Here is a 16,695-nt window from a genome sequence, read left to right as displayed (position 1 = left end):
CGTGTTCGGGATGACCCTGGTGCGGGATGCACCCATGCGCAGCAATGCCTGCCTGAGAAGAAGTTTGCTGTTTAGATTGGCCTGATAGAACGAATCCTTCGCGGCTTTGCACCGCAACACGCCCGAATCTGACAGCCCGAGATGAACCAATTCACACGGCAGAGCAATCAGGCTGCCGATATTCAGACATTGCCCGACGATATCGCCGAGGAACTGACCCGCCTGCCGGGCGAGGTCATCAGCGTCGGTGATGCGCCCCCGATCTCGCCGCCGACGCCGCTCTCCTCGGACGAGGTCCGCACCATCGTCATCAGCCTGATGCTGACGATGTTCCTGGCCGCCCTCGACCAGACCATCGTCGCCACCGCGCTGCCGACCATCGGGCGCCAGTTCCAGGACGTCTCGAACCTGTCCTGGGTGATCACCGCCTATCTGCTCGCCTCGACTGCAGTCGCCCCGGTGTTCGGGACGCTGAGCGACATTTACGGCCGCAAGGCCATGATCATCGTCTCGCTCAGCCTGTTCATCGCCGGCTCGATCCTGTGCGCGATCGCGCCGAGCATGCCGATGCTGATTCTCGCGCGCGGCCTCCAGGGGCTTGGCGGCGGTGGCATCATGCCTGTCGTGCAGACCGTGATCTCCGACGTGGTCTCCCCGCGCGAGCGCGGCCAGTACCAAGCCTATTTCTCGAGCGTCTGGATGGTCGGCGGCATCCTCGGCCCCGTCATCGGCGGCGTGTTCGCCGAGCATCTGCACTGGTCGATGATCTTCTGGATCAACCTGCCGCTCGCAGCCGCAGCGCTGGCGCTGCTGCTGCCGAAGATGAAGAAGATTCCGGTGTTCCACCGCAAGCGCAAGGTCGACTGGCTCGGCGGCGTGCTGTTGATGGCCTCCGCCGTCGTCTTCATGCTGGTGCTGACCTGGGGCGGCACGCGCTATCCCTGGCTTTCGCCGACGGTGCTGGCGATGGTGGGCGGCGCCGTCGCGCTCGCGTTCACCTTCGTCTGGCACGCGCGCCGCGCCGACGAGCCGTTCCTGCCGTTGCCGTTGCTTGGCGGATCGGTCGCGCCTTTCGCGCTGACGGCCGGCGGCTGCGGTCTCGGCGCCATCACAGGCCTCACCGTGCAGCTGCCGCTCTATTACGAGTCGGTCTATCATCTCAGCGCCAGCGAGGCTGGGCTTGCATTGATCCCGCTTGCTGCGGTCTCGACCATCGGTGCGGCCGTGGCCGGCCGTACCATGGCACGCGCCAGGCATTACAAGCGGGTCGCCATCGTCGGCACGTCGTGGGCCGCCATCTGCGCGCTCGGCCTCACGCTGACGACCTTGCCGCTGTGGGGCCTCTTGACGCTGATGGCCGCGTTCGCGCTCGGCCTCGGCACGACTTTTCCGGTCTGCGTGGTCTCGCTTCAGAACTCCGTCGCCCGTCCACTGGTCGGCACCATCACAGGCGCGATGAACTTCTTCCGCTCGCTGATGTCCTCGTTCACGGTTGCAGCGTTCGCCGCCATCCTGCTGATCGCGCTCGGCGCCGACATTCCGCTGGCCGGCGAGCATCACGCCGGAGGCAGCATCCCGGCGATCCCGGCCGAAGACATGCGGCACGCCTTCCGCTACGTCTTTGCAGCTGCGACCGCGCTGATGACCACCGCCTCGCTCTGCTTGATCATGATGGAGGAGCGGCCGCTGGCCGGTCCCTCCACGGCCCAATCTGTGGAGATGGCGGAGTAGGGCGCTCTATCCGCCGCGGTCAGGATCCTCGCCAGGCGTCTGTCGTGCTCTGGCCGCAAGATGGCTCTTGAGCTGCGCCAGCGCCTCAGCCGACCAGTCATTGACATCGGTGACCGCGACCCAGGCATCGACATAATGCTCGGGCGCGTAGACGTGGCCAAAGCCCATCGGCGTGTGGGTCGCGACCGCCATGTCGAGCGCCAGCTGCAACATCGTGACGATTGGATACCATCGCAGCTCCGGTGACACGTCGGGCCCGCGCGGCGCGTTCATCCAGGCAGGGGCCTGGTAGGCATCGCGGTAGGCGAAGAACGTGATCGCATCGCTGGCATATTGCAGATAGACGACACGCATCGGTCCCCAGGGCGTCTCCGGCGGCACCGTCGATCCGTTCTGGTTCATGAAGCGCACGAAGCGGCTGTCGCGGAATTCCGGCAGCCAGGCCGGTGAGCCCGGATTGCGGTTGTCGGTGATCGAGCGCCAGATGCGGCTCGCGAATGGCGCACCGCTCCACAGTGCCCCCGCGATGGGATCACCGATCGTCTCGAACAGTTCTGCGGATCTTTCCGAGTTCATGGCGCCGAGGCTGAGCCCATGCAGATACAGCTTCGGCCGGTGGTCCCTCGGCAGCGTCGTCCAGTAGCTGTAAATTTCCGCGAACAGGGCACGCGCGGCTTCCGCGCCGTATTCGGGCTGAAACAGCAGCGACAGCGGACTGTTGAGATAGGAGTACTGAATGGCGACGCTGGCGACATTGCCATGGTGGAGATATTCGACCGTATCCATCGCGGCCGGATCGATCCAGCCCGTGCCGGTCGGCGTAACGACGATCAGCACCTTGCGTTCAAAACCGTGCTGGCGCTTGAGCTCGTCGAGTGCAAGCCGAGCACGCGCCTGCGCCGTGTCGCGGGCAGCGAGGCCGACATAGACGCGCACGGGCTCCTGCGCGGGCCGTTTCGTGACGGCGCTGACCTCGGCTGCGGTCGGACCCGAGGCAATGAACCGGCGTCCCATGCGTCCGAGTTCGTTCCATTTCACCAGGGATGCCGGGCTTCCTGTCTTGTCGGCCGCGGTCGGCTGCGCCCGCTCGGGCTCGAGCAGGACGTCGAGCTCGCGGAAGGAGGAATCGAGTGCGTCGAAGGCGGTGCGGATCAGGACGTTGCTCGCGATCGACCAGAACAGCAGGCCTGCGACGATGACGCCGATCACGTTGGCGAGCTTGCGCGGAATGACGCGCCGTGTGGCCGCAGCGAGGCCGCGGGCCAAAAGCGCGAACAGCCGCCCCAGCAGCAGCAGCACCGCGAACGTGATCACGGCGATGATGCAGACCTTGAGCGGATGCGCGGTCTCGACCGGCGCCATCTTCATCACGCTACGGATCGCGTTCTGCCATGCGGTCGTGCGCCAGAGCGCGGCGATGACGACGAGCAGGCAGCTGGCAGCGACAAGCGCGTTCGCGACGGATCTTGCGCGCGCCGATGGCTCGGGCAGCTCGAGATAGTGCCACAGCCGGCGCCACAGCACGCCGGCGAAATAGCCGATTGCAAAACAGCCGCCAGCCAGCGCTCCTTGCGTCAGATAGCTGCGCGGGATCAGCGTCGGCGTCAGCGCTGCCGCGAAGAACAGCGCACCCAGCATGAGGCCGACGCCGGACAGCGAAAGCAATTGCCGCCGAATGAACCGCGCGAGCGTCATCGAGGCCCCCTTTCGAGGCTCACGTTCCCGGTCGCGACACCTCGGTCTCCTTGCTGGTGATGAACTCCAGCAGCACGGGTACGCCTTCCCTGGTCTTCTGGATGCCGCGCTTGATCGCCGGAATGATGTCCTCCGGCTTTGTCACGCGCTCGCCATAGCCGCCGAAGGCGCGCGCCATCGCGGCGTAGTCGCCGGAAATGTCGGTCGAGCGATACTTTTCGGTCGAGATCGGCATTACCTTCAATTCGATCGCCATCGAGAAATTGTTGAGCAGGATCGACATGATCGGGATGCGCTCGCGCACCGCCGTCTCGAAATCCATGCCGGTGAAACCGATGGCCGCATCGCCCCAGACGTTGATGCAGAGCTTGTCAGGCTTTGCCAGCTTGGCGCCCATCGCAAGCCCAAGGCCATAGCCGAGCTGCGTCGTCTTGCCCCAGCCCAGATAGGAGAGCGGCTCAACCGCTTTCCAGAACGGCGAGAGCTGGTCGCGCGGGCTGCCGGCATCGTGGGTGATGATGGTGTTGTCGATGTCGACAGTGTGCTGCAAGTCCCACAGCACGCGATAGGGGTTGAGCGGCGCGTCATTGCTGGTGAGCTTCGGCATCCACTTCGCCAGCCACTCCTCGTGCGAGGCCGCGATCTCGGCCGCGACCGCCGAGGCATCGCGATCGGCGGTGACGGTCTTGCCGATCTCCTCCAGCAATGCATCGAGCACGAGGCCGGCATCGCCGACGAGGCCGATCCTGGCTTCGACATCCTTGTTGAGATGGTTCGGATCGAGCGTGGAGTGGATGATGGCCTTGCCCTTCGGCATCGCGATGCCAAAACTGGTCTCGGTGAAAGAGCAGCCGATCCCGAAGATGACGTCGGCTTCAGCGAGGAATTTGGGCACCGCGCGCGGCACGGCGAGGCCACCGGAGCCAAGCGAGAGCGGATGCGTCTCGGGAAATGACGATTTGCCTCCCAAGCTGGTGGTGACAGGAATGGCCAGCCTTTCCGCCAGCCGCTTCAACTGCGGCCACGCCTGCGCATAATGCACGCCCTGGCCGGCATAGATCACCGGACGCTTGGCACCCGCGAGCAGGGCGGCTGCTTCCCTCACATGCACGGGGTCGGCGCCATAACGCGTGCGCAGCACCGGCGTGTAGTTCAGCGGCTCCGGCACCTCCTCGTTCCACATGTCGGCGGGGATTTCGACGATGACGGGACCCCCGCGGCCGTTCTTCAGTTTGGTGAAGGCGCGCCGAAAGATGTTGGCGACCTCCGCGGCCAGGATGATCGGCTCGGACGATTTCGCAAACGGCTTCATCGCCTCGCTGGAATTGAAGTTCGGCTCGATATGCGCAAGCCGGCGCTGATAGCCCATCGGCAGCACCAGCACGGGAACGGATTCGCCAAAGCATTGCGCGACGCCACCCATCGCGTTCTCCGCGCCGGGCCCGTGCTGCATGCAGAATGCGCCGATCGTACGTCCCGACGTGACGCGTGAGATCGCGTCGGCCATGTGCACGCCGACGCGTTCCTGCCGCACCATCACGGGGCGGATCTCGGCCTTGGCCGCGTGCTCGATCAGATGGTTGACGGGATAACCGCAGAGGATTTCGATCCCCTCGCGCCGCATGATTTCCGCAATGGCGGTGCCGAGCTTCATGGCGTCTCTCCTTGAGGCTGGCCGGTTGCTCCGGCTGTTGGGCTGAGAGGATCAGGAAATCGGGGGAGGGTAAAGCGCGGGCGGGAGACGTTCGTGGTAGGTCTGCCATGCAGTGCGCTGCTGTAGCCCGGAGGAGCCGGGCTACGAGTTAGGCGACCGTCCTATTTGCAGTTCTTGCAGATCGTCAGCTTGCGCTTCAGAGCCTCGTCTTCCTGATCGACCAACGACTGCGCGTCGAGGCCGTTTGCTGCGCGCGACCTCGCAGGCGGCGTCACCTGGCTCGGTGCGTCGTGGTCGTCAGGACCGACGCTGAAGCCGTCGTAGTCGGCGGCGGCTGCAGGGCTCGGCAATTGTGGAGGCCCGCTGGTCGCCGGGGTCGACGGCACGCTGGCGGACGTTCTCGGCGAACTCTTCGTCCCCGCACGAGGTGGCGACGCTTTGGGCGGGGTCAGCGAAACCGGCGGCGTGGCCGAGGTCTGAGCCCTCGCGCTGTCTTGCCAGCAGATGCCGACAACCATGAGGCCGAGAGCCAGGAGCGCCGCACGTCTCATCCGAATCCTCAAATAGAACTTCACCTGGTTATCAACGCGTGCCGAAGAGTATCAGCACTCAAATAGCCGTCAAAGGTGACAGAAATGGGAATCTTGTGGGATGGGTGACGGCACGCTTATGCCTTCTCGTCCAGGGCGCGGCGGAGGCGTCGGATGATGACGCCGCGGGCGCGGTCGTCGGCGGCTGCTGCAAGCCTGTCGTTGATGTCGAGCGTGAGCTCCGACATCTCGTTGTGCCAGTCGAGGCGGGTCACGGCTTCGGGCGCCAGCCGCCGGCGATGATCGACGTCGATCACGCGCGGTTCGGGGGCGGCGAGTTCATAGATGTCGTCCAGGATCGGCTGGTAGACCTTCGCCGCCGGAATGATGCGTTCGGCGACACGCTCGGCCAGGCCCGCGATCGCGCTTTCCTCGCCGTGGACCAGGAACAGCCCGCGGGAAATGGGGCGACGTGCCGCGATCCAGCCAGCCATGCCGGCGCCGTCGGCATGACCTGAATATTCATCGATCATGCGGATCCGTGCCGCGACCCGGATTTCCTCCCCCTGGATCCGCACGGCCTTCGCGCCGTTCTGCAGAAAGCGGCCGAGCGTGCCGCTGGCCTGGAAGCCGGCGAGCAGCACGGTCGCGCGCTCGTTCCAGAGCCAGCGCTTCAGATGATGGCGGATGCGTCCGGCATCGCACATGCCGCTGGCCGCGATGATGATGTGAAATCCGCTGAGCCGCATGATCGCCTTGCTCTCATCTGCGGTCTCGGTGAATTTGAGATGCGGCGAGTTGAGCAGGCGGTCGGCGTCGACGCTCGGGTCGAGGCTCGCGGCGTGCCGGCGGAACACTTCGGTGGCCCGGATCGCCAGCGGGGAGTCGAGGAAGATCGGCGCGGTCGGGATCTCGCCATGTTCCATCAGGTCGACGAGGTCGACGATCAGCTCCTGGGTGCGTTCGACCGCGAAGGCAGGGATCAGCAATGCGCCTCCAGCCGCGGCGGCCTCGCGCACCTCGGCGGCAAGATGCTGGCGGCGGAGCATAGTTGTCGTGGCGGCGCGCAAGCGGTCGCCATAGGTGGATTCGGCAATGACATAGTCGAGGTTGACAGGCGCTTCGGGGTCGGGCTGCAGCAGCTTGGCCTCCGGCCCGACATCGCCGGAGAGCAGCACGCGAACCGGGCGTGGCGAACCTTGCTCGGCGATTTCGAGCTCGATCGAGGCTGAGCCGAGCAAATGGCCGGCGTTCCAGTAGCGGGCGCGGACGCCCGGGATCACGTCGGTCCAGTGTTCGTATTCGACCGGGCGAAACGATTGCAGCGATGCAACCGCGTCGGCCTGCGTGTAGATCGGCTCTACTTCCTTGCGGCCGCGGGCCTTGTTGCGCCGGTTGAGCTGCGCGACTTCGGACTCCTGGATGCTGCCGGCGTCCGGCAGCATGTAGGAGCAGAGGTCGATCGTGCCACGCGTCGCCAGGATCGGTCCGGCAAAGCCTTGGCGCACGAGCTTCGGCAGCAGGCCGCTGTGGTCGATATGGGCGTGCGTGAGCAGGACCGTCCGGATATCGGCAGGGCGGAACGGGAAGGCGCCGTAGTTGAGCTCCTTGAGCGTCTTCTGTCCCTGGAACAGGCCGCAATCGACCAGGAAGGCGCCAGCGGCGGTCTGGAACAGATAGCTGGCGCCGGTGACGGTGCGGGCGGCTCCGCAGAAGCGAACCGTGATGCTCATCTTGTCGTCTCCCGCGAACATGTCGTGCCGAGTTCGGATTGTAAGGCTGCGGCGAGAACCTCGTCGAGCGCGATCGCGTTGGTCGGATGCGGCACGCTGTCGGTCGAGCGGATCGACCGGACGCCGGCGTCGGTGAATGCGGTGACCATCGCGGCCGGAAACAGCGCATGCGTCACGACCGCATCGATGGCCGTTGCGCCCATTGTCCGCAGCGCCCGCGCTGCGACCATCAATGTCGTTCCCGAGGACACGATGTCGTCGACCATCAGCGCCGGCCGCCCCGAGAGAAGCGTTGGATCTGCAAAATCGATGTCGACGGAGCGATCGTCACGCCGCCTCTTGCGGGCCACCGTGTGCTGCAGCCGCAGCCGGCCTGCGAGATCGCTCACCCAGGGCCCGGACTCGGCGTCGGGGCCGATCACGACCGTCGCAGAATCGATGCCTTCGGCGGCGAGGGCATCCGCGATCGCCGGCATTGCGGACAGGTTCTCCGCTTCGATGCCTGGAAATACGGACCTGATGTCGGACGTGCGATGCAAATGAGCGTCCACGGTGACGACGCGGTCGACAAGCGTAGCGAGCAAGCGACCCATGGCGCGCTGGCTGATGGCTTCGCCCGGATGAAACGCGATGTCCTGCCGCATGTAGCAGAGGTAGGGCGCGACCAGCACCAGCCGCCTGGCGCCACCGCGCCGCAGCGCCTCCGCGGCGAACAGCAGGGCGATGAGCTTGTCATTGGGTTGATCGAGCGAGGCAAAAAGGATGGTGGTGTCTGCCGTCGGCGCGACCGTGACGCGCAGCTCGCCATCCGGAAAGCGGTGCAGGGCGATCTCGTCGCAGGCAAGGCCAAAGCCAAACCGCGCCGCAAGCCGCTTTGCCGCGCCGGTGCTGGAGGGCAAGGCTTGAAGCGCGATCGTGCTCACGACTGCGTCCCGCCCTGGAGAGCCTCACGACCGTTGAGCATGTAACCGGTCTCCTGCCGGGCGGCCGACACGGCCAAGTCATGCTCGGGTCCGTCGAACGTGTAGACACGATAGAGCGGCTCACCCTGCTCGACGCGGTCGCCGATCTTCTTGAACAGGCGGATGCCGGCCCCCTTGTCGAGCGGCGCACCAGCGGTACGGGCGAGGCGGTTCAGTCGCAGGCAGTCGATCGCGGACACCACGCCGTCGTGTGCCGCCCTGACGTCGAAGCTGATGGGTCCGAGGTCGGTGCTGCATGTCGAGGGGCCCTGGGCGTCGATGATCTTCTGCATCTGCTTCAGCGCAGCGCCGCTCTCCAGCAGTTCGCGCGCGCGCGCATAGCCGGCGCCGCCACGCAGCTTCGGATCGTATTCCAACAGATGGGCAGCGAGGCGCAGCGATTTCTCGCGCAGATCGTGCGGCGCATCCGCCTCGTTGCCGAGCACCGCCATCACATCGTTGGCCTCGAGCACCGGGCCGATGCCGCTGCCGATCGGCTGGCGGCCGTCGGTCGTGATCACCTCGACCGAACGGCCGAACCGATCGCCGACGAATTCGAACAGCTTTCGCAGCCGCATCGCGTCGATGGCGGTGGTAACTTTCGCGGTCGGCCCGACCGGGATGTCGATCAACAGATGCGTCGATCCTGCCGCGATCTTCTTGGACATGATTGAGGCGACCATCTGTTCGCGGGTGTCCAGGCTGAGCGGGCGTTCGACCGAGATCAGCACGTCGTCGGCCGGCGACAGGTTCACGTGCCCGCCCCAGATCAGGCATCCGTTGCAGGACGAGACGATCGACTTCATTTCTTCGACGCCGACATTCACCCGCGCCAGCACCTCCATCGTGTCGGCGGTTCCGGCCGGCGAGGTGATGGCGCGCGACGAGGTCTTCGGGATCGGCAGGCCATGGGCCGCGACGATCGGCACCACGACCATCGAGGTGCGGTTGCCGGGGATGCCGCCGATGCAATGCTTGTCGACCACGATCGGGTCCGGCCAGATCAGCTGCGTGCCGACCTGGGCCATGGCTCCGGTGAGCGCGAGAAGCTCATCGCTGGTGATGAAGCTCGCCGAGCCGATCAGGAAGGCGGCGATTTCCATGTCGGAATAGCGAAAATGGGCGAGGTCGTTGATGATCGCGCCGATCTCCGCCTTATCGAGCGTTCGCCCGCGGATCTTGGCGCGCACCGCCTCGAGGCTTTCCGGCGGCGAGGCCGGCGCGACCGTGACCAGGGTGCCGACCGGCTTGCCGAAGCGGCGGAAGGCAGGCTCGGAAAGGCCGATTTCGTCCTGGGCTGCCAGTGCGTCATCATCGGTGATCAGCAGCGTCGCGAGCAGCGTCTTGTCGTCCAGTCGAAGCTCGACCCGGCTGAAGCCGCGAAAGATGTCCGCACGCAGCGCCTTCGACCGCCTGGAAATGACGACGACGTTCTCGCGGCCCGTATCGAGATGGACACGGCGTATCTTGAGCTGGGAGCGCGAAGGATCAGGATTCATGAACGGACCGCAGGATGCTGGGTCCGTCATGCTTAGCCGCCGCTGTCCCGGCGGGCTTGACTCAGATCATGGTCCGCAAGATCGGCTGCGCATTGCAAGCCAACGGGCCGTGCCTTTGCGCGACCGGTGGCTGACAATGACGCGACGTGATGACGAGGCGTGGCCCTACTTCGTGGCCGCGCTGATCGAGTTGAACTTGTTGCTCAGGAGGACGCTGCCCGTGTTGGTCACGACGGTGACGATGGCGAGTGCGATACCGGCGGCAATCAGGCCATACTCGATCGCGGTGGCGCCCTTCTCATCGGCAAGAAAAGACCTGATCACAATCATCGCCAACTCCTGTTCATCCGGTCCAATGTAGGCGCGCGTCGTTATCAAACTGGTAAAGCGATCGATGAGGCGCTGTTGGCGCGTCAAATTGCAAGTCCGGCCGACCCAGCCTGCCGAGTCTTAACGCAATAGCCGTTAAACGAAGGTTTCATTATCCGCTTCAAATGAGCGGAAGCAGCCCGTCCTCAGCTGCCGGCGGTGTGTCCCGGCGCACCCTTGCGTGAACGTCCGAGCGCTGCCGCGAGGCGTCCAAACAGATCGCGCATGACAAGCGGCCGCGCCCGCAGCACCGTATCGGCGATGCTCTCTTCCTCGGCCGTGTCACTCACGATGCCGATGTAGTTCTTCCTGGCGTCCTGCTGCGGCACGGAGGTGCGAACCCTGGCTCAATCGATGGCGAACCATGGTGTGCGCAAAGGCAATCAGCGGTTAATTTCGTCTCCCGTAGGAATACCCGGTGCGGCAGGATGGCATCGTGATGCCAAAAATGACCTGGCCGCTTAAGAGATCGTTGAGCCTGTTCGTCAACCGGTCGGCAAGCATGCCGATCATGGTTCAATCGCGCCGGCCGTTCCCATTCAACGCGCGCAGCATGCCGATGCGGGCAAACAGCAGCCAGCCGCCGCCGGTCTCCGCTGCGTTGATCAGCATCTCGATTGCGGTCTGCCAGCGCGGCTCCTGCTGCTCGTCTTCAGGCAGCCGCATGATGAAGTCAGCCGCCTCCTGCAGGGTGCGCAGGCTGCGTCCGCCGCGCAAGCCGATCGGATCGGCGAACGGCGTCGACCAGGGCATGTCAGGCCGCTCGATCGGAAAGGGGAGACGACGTCACGGCGCGGCCGGCGATGTGAATGCGGTCAGCCGGCCTTCTTGGTCCGTGCCGTCGTCGCGCGCACCGGCTTGTCGGCCTTCTTCGGCGCGGCTTCCTTGGCTGCGGCGTCCTTGCCGCCCTTGCCGGAGATCGGCAGCAGCATCTCGCGCTGGCCCTCGACGCGCTTCTTCGGCTTCTTGGCCTTCGTAGTTTCCTTGGCAGTCTCCTTGGCGACCTTCGCTGCCGGTGCCGCATCCTTCTCGTTTGCCAGGCTCTTCTTCAGCGCGTCCATCAGATTGATGACGTTGCCGCCACTCTTCGGTGCGGCCTTCGCCGCGATCGGCGTGCCGGCGCGCTTCTTGTTGATGAGATCGATCAGCGCGGTCTCGTAATGGTCCTCGAACAGCTCGGGCTCGAACGCGCCGGACTTCTTCTCGACGATGTGCTTGGCGAGGTCGAGCATGTCCTTCGTCAGCTTCACGTCCTGGATGTCGTCGAAATATTCGGTCTCGCTGCGCACCTCGTAGGGGTAGCGCAGCAGCGTGCCCATCAGTCCGCTGTCGAGCGGCTCGAGCGCAATGATGTGCTCGCGGTTGGTCAGGACCACGCGGCCGATCGCGACCTTGTCCATGCTGCGGATGGTCTCGCGGATCACCGCATAGGCGTCGTGGCCGACCTTGCCGTCGGGCACGAGATAGTAGGGGCGGATCAGGTAGCGGTTGTCGATGTCGGCCTTCGGCACGAATTCATCGATCTCGATCGTATGGGTCGAATCCAGCGCGATGTCGTCGAGCTCGTCCTTGGTGACCTCGATGTAGGTGTCGGTGTCGACCTTGTAGCCCTTGACGATGTCCTCGGAGGTCACCTCGTCGCCGGTCTCGGCGTCGACCTTGAGATATTTGATCCGATGGCCGGTCTTGCGGTTGATCTGGTTGAACGAGACCTTCTCGGTATCGGACGTTGCCGGATACAGCGCGACCGGGCAGGTCACGAGCGAGAGACGCAGAAAACCCTTCCAATTGGCGCGGGGGGCCATGGGCTACTCCAAACGCAACAGGGACAGACCCATGAGAATACCATCGGGGAACAGCGAATCATACACGCCTTAGCTCGGAATCTTGTAACTGCGTTAACCAGTCGCTCACCCCAACAGTTCGGGCCGATCCAGTCCTAAAATCCGGAACATCAAATCGGATCGGGCGTTGGCTCAGGACGCAGGGCCGCGAGGAGGTCGCGGCCATGAGACGGCATCCAGAGATTGAGGTCACCATGGCAACCACGCGCGAGGACCGTCGGATCGTCGAAACTGCCACCGAGGCACGCCAGGGCGAACCTGGGCCGTCGGTGGCCGCGCTGCTCGCCATTTCGACCGGGCTTGCGATTCTGATCCTGGCCGTCATCTGGTTCGTGTTCTTCCGGACCTGACGGCAAAGCTGACGGGAAGGGCGGACCTTCCGAAGCGCCGCAAGACGCGGCAGATCACGCCCGTCACGCCGCCGGTTCGTCCGGTGGCCTGATGGGCGCAGTCGCATCGACTGAGACCATCCGGTATATGACCAAAAAGTAACGCGGGCGGTTCCCCGCGTTCATATTCAGTTCACGCCGGAATTGCTCATCTGGTGCGCGTTGATGCGGCCTATTTCTGGAGAGAAGCGTGCGCCTGCTTGTTGTTGAGGACGACCCTGATCTCAATCGCCAGCTCACCAAGGCGCTGACGGACGCCGGATACGTCGTCGACCGCGCCTTCGACGGTGAAGAGGGGCATTATCTCGGCGACAACGAACCGTACGACGCCGTGGTGCTCGATATCGGCCTGCCCAAGAAGGACGGCATCTCCGTGCTGGAGGCCTGGCGCCGCAACGGCCGCACCATGCCGGTTTTGATCCTTACCGCGCGCGACCGCTGGAGCGACAAGGTGCAGGGCTTCGATGCCGGCGCCGATGATTACGTGCCCAAGCCGTTCCACCTGGAAGAGGTGCTGGCACGCATCCGCGCGCTGCTGCGCCGCTCGACCGGCCATGCCCAGAGCGAATTGAGCTGCGGCCCTGTCACGCTCGACACCCGCACGGGCCGGGTCAGCGTCTCCGGCAATCCGGTCAAGATGACCTCGCACGAATATCGGCTTCTGGCCTACCTGATGCACCATTCGGGGCGCGTGGTGTCGCGCACGGAGCTGGTCGAACATCTCTACGACCAGGATTTTGACCGCGACTCCAACACGATTGAGGTCTTTGTCGGCCGCATCCGCAAGAAGCTCGATGTCGACATCATCCAGACTGTCCGAGGCCTTGGCTATCTCCTGACCCCGCCGCCAGCCCCCGGCGCCTGAGACGTCTGGGCTTGACGGGCGGTCCGACACGGGCCTTGGTCCTGACATGACCGCCGACGCCATGCCGCCACCTCGCGCTTCCGGGATGATTCCGATGCCCGCCAGCTCGCTTGCCAATCGCCTGTTCCTGTCGGCGACCGCTTGGCTCGTGGTGATCCTGGCCATCACCGGCGTGGTGCTGTCGTCGGTCTACAAGAACGCGACCGAGCGGGCGTTCGACCGCCGTCTCAACCTTTATCTGCGCACCCTCATTGCCGAGGTCGCCACCCCCGACGAGCCGCCGGATCGCCAGTTCCAGTCGCTCGGCGAGCCGCTGTTCGAGCTGCCGCTGTCGGGCTGGTACTGGCAGATCACGCGCACCGACACCGAGAAGCCGGAGGTGCGCTCCTCGCGCTCGCTGTGGGACAAGAAGCTGCCGAAACTGGAAGATCAGGGCACCGAGCTCACCGCCGCCGGCATTCGCCTCGCTTACGTCGACGGGCCCGAAGGGCAGAATCTGCGCATGGTCGAGCGGCCCGTCGATCTCGGCGGAGACGGCAAATATCTCGTCAGCGTCGCCGGCGATTCCACCGAGATTTTCGACGAAACGCGAAGCTTCGACTATTACCTCGGCGGCACCTTCACCGCGCTCGGCATCGTGCTGCTGCTGACCACCGTGTTCCAGGTCCGCTTCGGTCTCGCACCGCTCAAGCGCATCTCGGACGCCATCGCCGATATCCGTTCGGGCAGAGCCGAGCGGCTCGAGGGCGAATTTCCGGTCGAGATTGCGCCACTCGCGCGCGAGACCAACGCGCTGATCGATGCCAACAGGGAGATCGTCGAGCGCGCCCGCACCCATGTCGGCAATCTCGCCCACGCGATCAAGACGCCGCTCTCCGTGATCGTCAACGAAGCCGGAACGCACGCGGCCGATCCGTTCGCGGCCAAGGTGATGGAGCAGGCGGACGTGATGCGCAGCCAGCTCGCGCATCATCTGGAGCGGGCCCGCATCGCGGCGAGGGTCTCGATCGTCGGCACCGTCACGGAGGTCGCCCCCGCCATCGAGGCGCTGCGGCGGACCATGGAGAAGATCTATCGCGGCCGCGGCATCGCGGTCGAGGCCAAGGCCGATCCGTCGGCGAAATTCCGGGGCGAGCGCCAGGATCTGGAGGAGATGGTCGGAAATCTCGTGGACAACGCCTGCAAATGGGCGGCCTCGCGGGTCTTCATCGAGGTTTTGGTCGAACCACCTGCTCAGGCGGGCGCCGGGCCAAGGCTCCGGCTGATCGTCGATGACGACGGGCGCGGCCTGTCCGAGGCCGAGCGCGCCCAGGTCTCCCGGCGCGGCCAGCGGCTCGACGAATCCAAGCCCGGCTCCGGGCTCGGGCTGTCGATCGTGACCGACCTTGCCGCGCTTTATGGCGGCAGCCTTTCGCTCGGCAGCGCCCCGATCGGGGGCCTGCGCGCCGAGCTGGTGCTGCCGGGAATTTAATCCTCTGATCTGGCACGATTATTTGGACTTCCGGGGGAAACCGGAGGGTTTCGGAGCGACTTCCTCAACGGCTTCTTAAGGCGCGCCCACCTATGATCGGGAAGGACGCATCCCACGTCTGCCATTTTACCGTGCATCACCCGGGCGCATGAGCCAGACATCGATCGAGCGGCTGAGGGAATATCTCGCGCAGCTCCCGCCGCAGGCGCAGGCGCTGCTGATGCGGGAGTTCGAGCGCGCGCTCGAGCGCGGCCAGGACACGGCTGTTGCGACGCTTGTGCTCGAGCAGTTGCGCAAGATCGTGCGCAAGAGCGAAGCCGACGAAGCTCCGCCGCCGCGAACCGATGATCTGTCACGGCTGCTGTTCCAGATCCTGGAACCGTTCCTGGTGGAGGCCGGCGCTCCTGTCAGGGTCGGCCAGATCCGCCGCTCATCGCTGCATCCGATCTGGCAATGGCTCGGTCGCGATGGCGCCCCCGACAAGATCAGCGAATTCGAGGCGGCGCTGGCGCGCATGGCTGCTTCAGACAACGCGGGACAGGTCGAGGCGCTCACGCTCAAGCTCCAGGCCGTGGCGGCGGACGCCATCTTCGAGCTGACGGGGCCGGGCGGCGGCGACAAGTCGCGTGCTCTTGCCCGTGTCGGTCCGCCCAACGTGATCGAAGACCTCTATTCGATCGGAGCGGTGCTCGCCGTTCGCGAGGCCCTGGGCACCCTCAATGAAAAGCTGCCGCGCTTCCTGCGTGCGTTCGGCGATCCGCAGATTGCCTCGGTGACCGCTGCGCTCAATATTCCCGTGCTGCAGACGCCGCAGATGCTGCCCTTCGCGCTGTCCGTGGTGGTCCAGCGCATGACCGCGCCGTGGCAGATCATTCGCCTCGCGATCAAGATCGCGGCGTCCGACGACGAGATCCGCGTCGCGGCGACGCCGTATGGGGTCGCGGTGACGATGGCGTTGCACGATCTGTCCCGCGTTGCCGCCAATTTGCGCATGGACATCAAGCGCGGCCATTTCGAGACCGTCGCCGACAATCTGAAAACGCTGCACGATGGCGTGCGCGGCCTGCGCACCGAGCTCGACCTGCGTAATGATTCCGCCTGGGGCAAGCAGCTGACCTCGATCCGGGCCGACATCTCCAATGCCCTGCAATCGGAGATCGACAGCGTTCCCGGCCGGGTTCGCCGTATCCTGCGCCAGCGCCCCGAAAAGGACATCCCGCCCGGAGCGCGCATCGACACCACCGAGGTCGAGGAAACCGTGGCGTTGATCGACTTCGTCGCGACCTGCCGCAATTACGCCAGCGAACTCGCGATCAACGAGGTGACGCTGCGCACCTATTCCGACCTCCAGCAATATGTCGAACGCTCGACCGAGCAGGCGGTGCAGTCGCTGCGCGGCGCCGACCACAAGGTCCGCGCCTACCGGCAGCAACAGGTGCAGGCCGCGATCCGCTTCTGCCAGGTGCTGTTCGGGGATGACTACGCCTCGTTGATGAGCCGCGCCGCGGAGAACGCGGCGACCGGCGAGCGCAAATCCACGCGCGCAAGCTGATTCAAGCGCATCTTTTCGTGATCACAATTTGTGGTTGACGGTGCGGGTCGCGAGCCCTACGCTCCCGTGCAAGTCTTTGAAATTTCTATTTGTAGGCGCATGAAACCCATTATCAGCTCCATCGAAATTGAGAACCGCGTCATTGTTGCCAAATACCAAAGGCTGATGGTCGGCGCGAAGGTCGTGCTGGTCGAAAAAGCGAGCGGTCGGCAGCTATCTGAGACGGTCACCCGGGTCGCATCGCCTGTTCCCGTCGGAGCGTTGCGGATCAGAGTGCCTGACGCCATCGAGCCGGGAACATACTTCCTCAGGGCCTTCAACGGGCACGGCGAGGACGCTGCCCAGAGCGCGGACTTCGAGATCGGCTAAGCTGTTGGATTTTCACCATTTCGGAACGGTGT

Annotated in this window: 16 protein-coding genes; 6 read left to right on the top strand and 10 right to left on the bottom strand. The window is 64.9% G+C overall.

Going from position 1 to position 16,695, the window contains the following annotated elements; all coding sequences use genetic code 11:
* The first annotated feature begins 141 nt into the window (after window positions 1–141).
* The gene (locus tag XH91_RS23635; protein WP_128952802.1) at window positions 142–1,731 is read left to right on the top strand and encodes an MDR family MFS transporter; all 1,590 of its coding nucleotides are present in this window, start codon (window positions 142–144) and stop codon (window positions 1,729–1,731) included.
* A 6-nt stretch (window positions 1,732–1,737) separates the two neighbouring features.
* On the opposite strand, the gene XH91_RS23630 is transcribed toward XH91_RS23635, so the two are convergent.
* The 10 genes from XH91_RS23630 to ku form a co-directional block, all read right to left on the bottom strand.
* Window positions 1,738–3,426, bottom strand: coding sequence for an alpha/beta hydrolase (locus tag XH91_RS23630; RefSeq protein WP_164933766.1), 1,689 nt, complete (start codon window positions 3,424–3,426; stop codon window positions 1,738–1,740).
* Window positions 3,427–3,445: 19 nt separating this feature from the next.
* Window positions 3,446–5,080 carry a thiamine pyrophosphate-requiring protein gene (locus XH91_RS23625; protein ID WP_128952801.1) on the bottom strand — a complete coding sequence of 545 codons (1,635 nt, stop codon included), beginning with the start codon at window positions 5,078–5,080 and terminating at the stop codon, window positions 3,446–3,448.
* A gap of 161 nt (window positions 5,081–5,241) precedes the next feature.
* Window positions 5,242–5,430 (bottom strand): hypothetical protein, encoded by a 189-nt coding sequence (locus XH91_RS39990; RefSeq protein ID WP_347338584.1) that lies wholly within the window; start codon window positions 5,428–5,430, stop codon window positions 5,242–5,244.
* 317 nt (window positions 5,431–5,747) lie between these two features.
* Window positions 5,748–7,343, bottom strand: coding sequence for an MBL fold metallo-hydrolase (locus XH91_RS23615; RefSeq protein WP_128952799.1), 1,596 nt, complete (start codon window positions 7,341–7,343; stop codon window positions 5,748–5,750).
* The gene (locus XH91_RS23610) at window positions 7,340–8,266 is read right to left on the bottom strand and encodes a ribose-phosphate pyrophosphokinase (RefSeq protein WP_128952798.1); all 927 of its coding nucleotides are present in this window, start codon (window positions 8,264–8,266) and stop codon (window positions 7,340–7,342) included. Before XH91_RS23610 ends, XH91_RS23615 begins: the two co-directional genes overlap by 4 nt.
* Window positions 8,263–9,804, bottom strand: coding sequence for a thymidine phosphorylase family protein (locus XH91_RS23605; protein WP_128954968.1), 1,542 nt, complete (start codon window positions 9,802–9,804; stop codon window positions 8,263–8,265). Before XH91_RS23605 ends, XH91_RS23610 begins: the two co-directional genes overlap by 4 nt.
* A 165-nt stretch (window positions 9,805–9,969) precedes the next feature.
* Entirely contained in the window at window positions 9,970–10,134 is a 165-nt protein-coding gene (locus XH91_RS23600; protein WP_128954967.1) for a Flp family type IVb pilin, read from the bottom strand.
* A gap of 185 nt (window positions 10,135–10,319) precedes the next feature.
* Entirely contained in the window at window positions 10,320–10,502 is a 183-nt protein-coding gene (locus tag XH91_RS23595; protein WP_128952797.1) for a hypothetical protein, read from the bottom strand.
* Window positions 10,503–10,689: 187 nt separating this feature from the next.
* The gene (locus XH91_RS23590) at window positions 10,690–10,926 is read right to left on the bottom strand and encodes a hypothetical protein (RefSeq protein ID WP_128952796.1); all 237 of its coding nucleotides are present in this window, start codon (window positions 10,924–10,926) and stop codon (window positions 10,690–10,692) included.
* A gap of 62 nt (window positions 10,927–10,988) precedes the next feature.
* Entirely contained in the window at window positions 10,989–11,978 is a 990-nt protein-coding gene (gene ku, locus XH91_RS23585) for a non-homologous end joining protein Ku (RefSeq protein ID WP_128952795.1), read from the bottom strand.
* Between the two features lie 203 nt (window positions 11,979–12,181).
* Between ku and XH91_RS23580 the strand changes: the two genes are divergently transcribed.
* The 5 genes from XH91_RS23580 to XH91_RS23560 all read left to right on the top strand — a co-directional run bounded on the left by XH91_RS23580 (window position 12,182) and on the right by XH91_RS23560 (window position 16,663).
* Window positions 12,182–12,367, top strand: a complete 186-nt coding sequence (locus tag XH91_RS23580) for a hypothetical protein (protein ID WP_128952794.1) — start codon at window positions 12,182–12,184, stop codon at window positions 12,365–12,367.
* A 229-nt stretch (window positions 12,368–12,596) separates the two neighbouring features.
* Window positions 12,597–13,271, top strand: coding sequence for a response regulator transcription factor (locus tag XH91_RS23575; RefSeq protein ID WP_014496705.1), 675 nt, complete (start codon window positions 12,597–12,599; stop codon window positions 13,269–13,271).
* A gap of 94 nt (window positions 13,272–13,365) precedes the next feature.
* Window positions 13,366–14,742, top strand: a complete 1,377-nt coding sequence (locus XH91_RS23570; RefSeq protein ID WP_128952793.1) for a sensor histidine kinase — start codon at window positions 13,366–13,368, stop codon at window positions 14,740–14,742.
* A gap of 148 nt (window positions 14,743–14,890) precedes the next feature.
* Window positions 14,891–16,294 carry a hypothetical protein gene (locus XH91_RS23565; protein WP_128952792.1) on the top strand — a complete coding sequence of 468 codons (1,404 nt, stop codon included), beginning with the start codon at window positions 14,891–14,893 and terminating at the stop codon, window positions 16,292–16,294.
* Between the two features lie 99 nt (window positions 16,295–16,393).
* Window positions 16,394–16,663 carry a hypothetical protein gene (locus tag XH91_RS23560; RefSeq protein ID WP_128952791.1) on the top strand — a complete coding sequence of 90 codons (270 nt, stop codon included), beginning with the start codon at window positions 16,394–16,396 and terminating at the stop codon, window positions 16,661–16,663.
* The last annotated feature ends 32 nt before the right edge of the window (window positions 16,664–16,695 follow it).

Origin of the sequence: Bradyrhizobium guangzhouense, from assembly GCF_004114955.1 — a bacterium.
GTDB lineage: Bacteria > Pseudomonadota > Alphaproteobacteria > Rhizobiales > Xanthobacteraceae > Bradyrhizobium > Bradyrhizobium guangzhouense.
This window is presented reverse-complemented; position numbering and strand designations above follow the sequence as displayed.

Coding starts and splice junctions, on each gene's coding strand:
- XH91_RS23635 (WP_128952802.1), top strand. CDS start 142: ATGAACCAATTCACACGGCAGAGCAATCAGGCTGCCGATATTCAGACA.
- XH91_RS23630 (WP_164933766.1), bottom strand. CDS start 3,426: ATGACGCTCGCGCGGTTCATTCGGCGGCAATTGCTTTCGCTGTCCGGC.
- XH91_RS23625 (WP_128952801.1), bottom strand. CDS start 5,080: ATGAAGCTCGGCACCGCCATTGCGGAAATCATGCGGCGCGAGGGGATC.
- XH91_RS23615 (WP_128952799.1), bottom strand. CDS start 7,343: ATGAGCATCACGGTTCGCTTCTGCGGAGCCGCCCGCACCGTCACCGGC.
- XH91_RS23605 (WP_128954968.1), bottom strand. CDS start 9,804: ATGAATCCTGATCCTTCGCGCTCCCAGCTCAAGATACGCCGTGTCCAT.
- XH91_RS23600 (WP_128954967.1), bottom strand. CDS start 10,134: ATGATTGTGATCAGGTCTTTTCTTGCCGATGAGAAGGGCGCCACCGCG.
- XH91_RS23590 (WP_128952796.1), bottom strand. CDS start 10,926: ATGCCCTGGTCGACGCCGTTCGCCGATCCGATCGGCTTGCGCGGCGGA.
- ku (WP_128952795.1), bottom strand. CDS start 11,978: ATGGCCCCCCGCGCCAATTGGAAGGGTTTTCTGCGTCTCTCGCTCGTG.
- XH91_RS23580 (WP_128952794.1), top strand. CDS start 12,182: ATGAGACGGCATCCAGAGATTGAGGTCACCATGGCAACCACGCGCGAG.
- XH91_RS23570 (WP_128952793.1), top strand. CDS start 13,366: ATGCCCGCCAGCTCGCTTGCCAATCGCCTGTTCCTGTCGGCGACCGCT.
- XH91_RS23565 (WP_128952792.1), top strand. CDS start 14,891: ATGAGCCAGACATCGATCGAGCGGCTGAGGGAATATCTCGCGCAGCTC.
- XH91_RS23560 (WP_128952791.1), top strand. CDS start 16,394: ATGAAACCCATTATCAGCTCCATCGAAATTGAGAACCGCGTCATTGTT.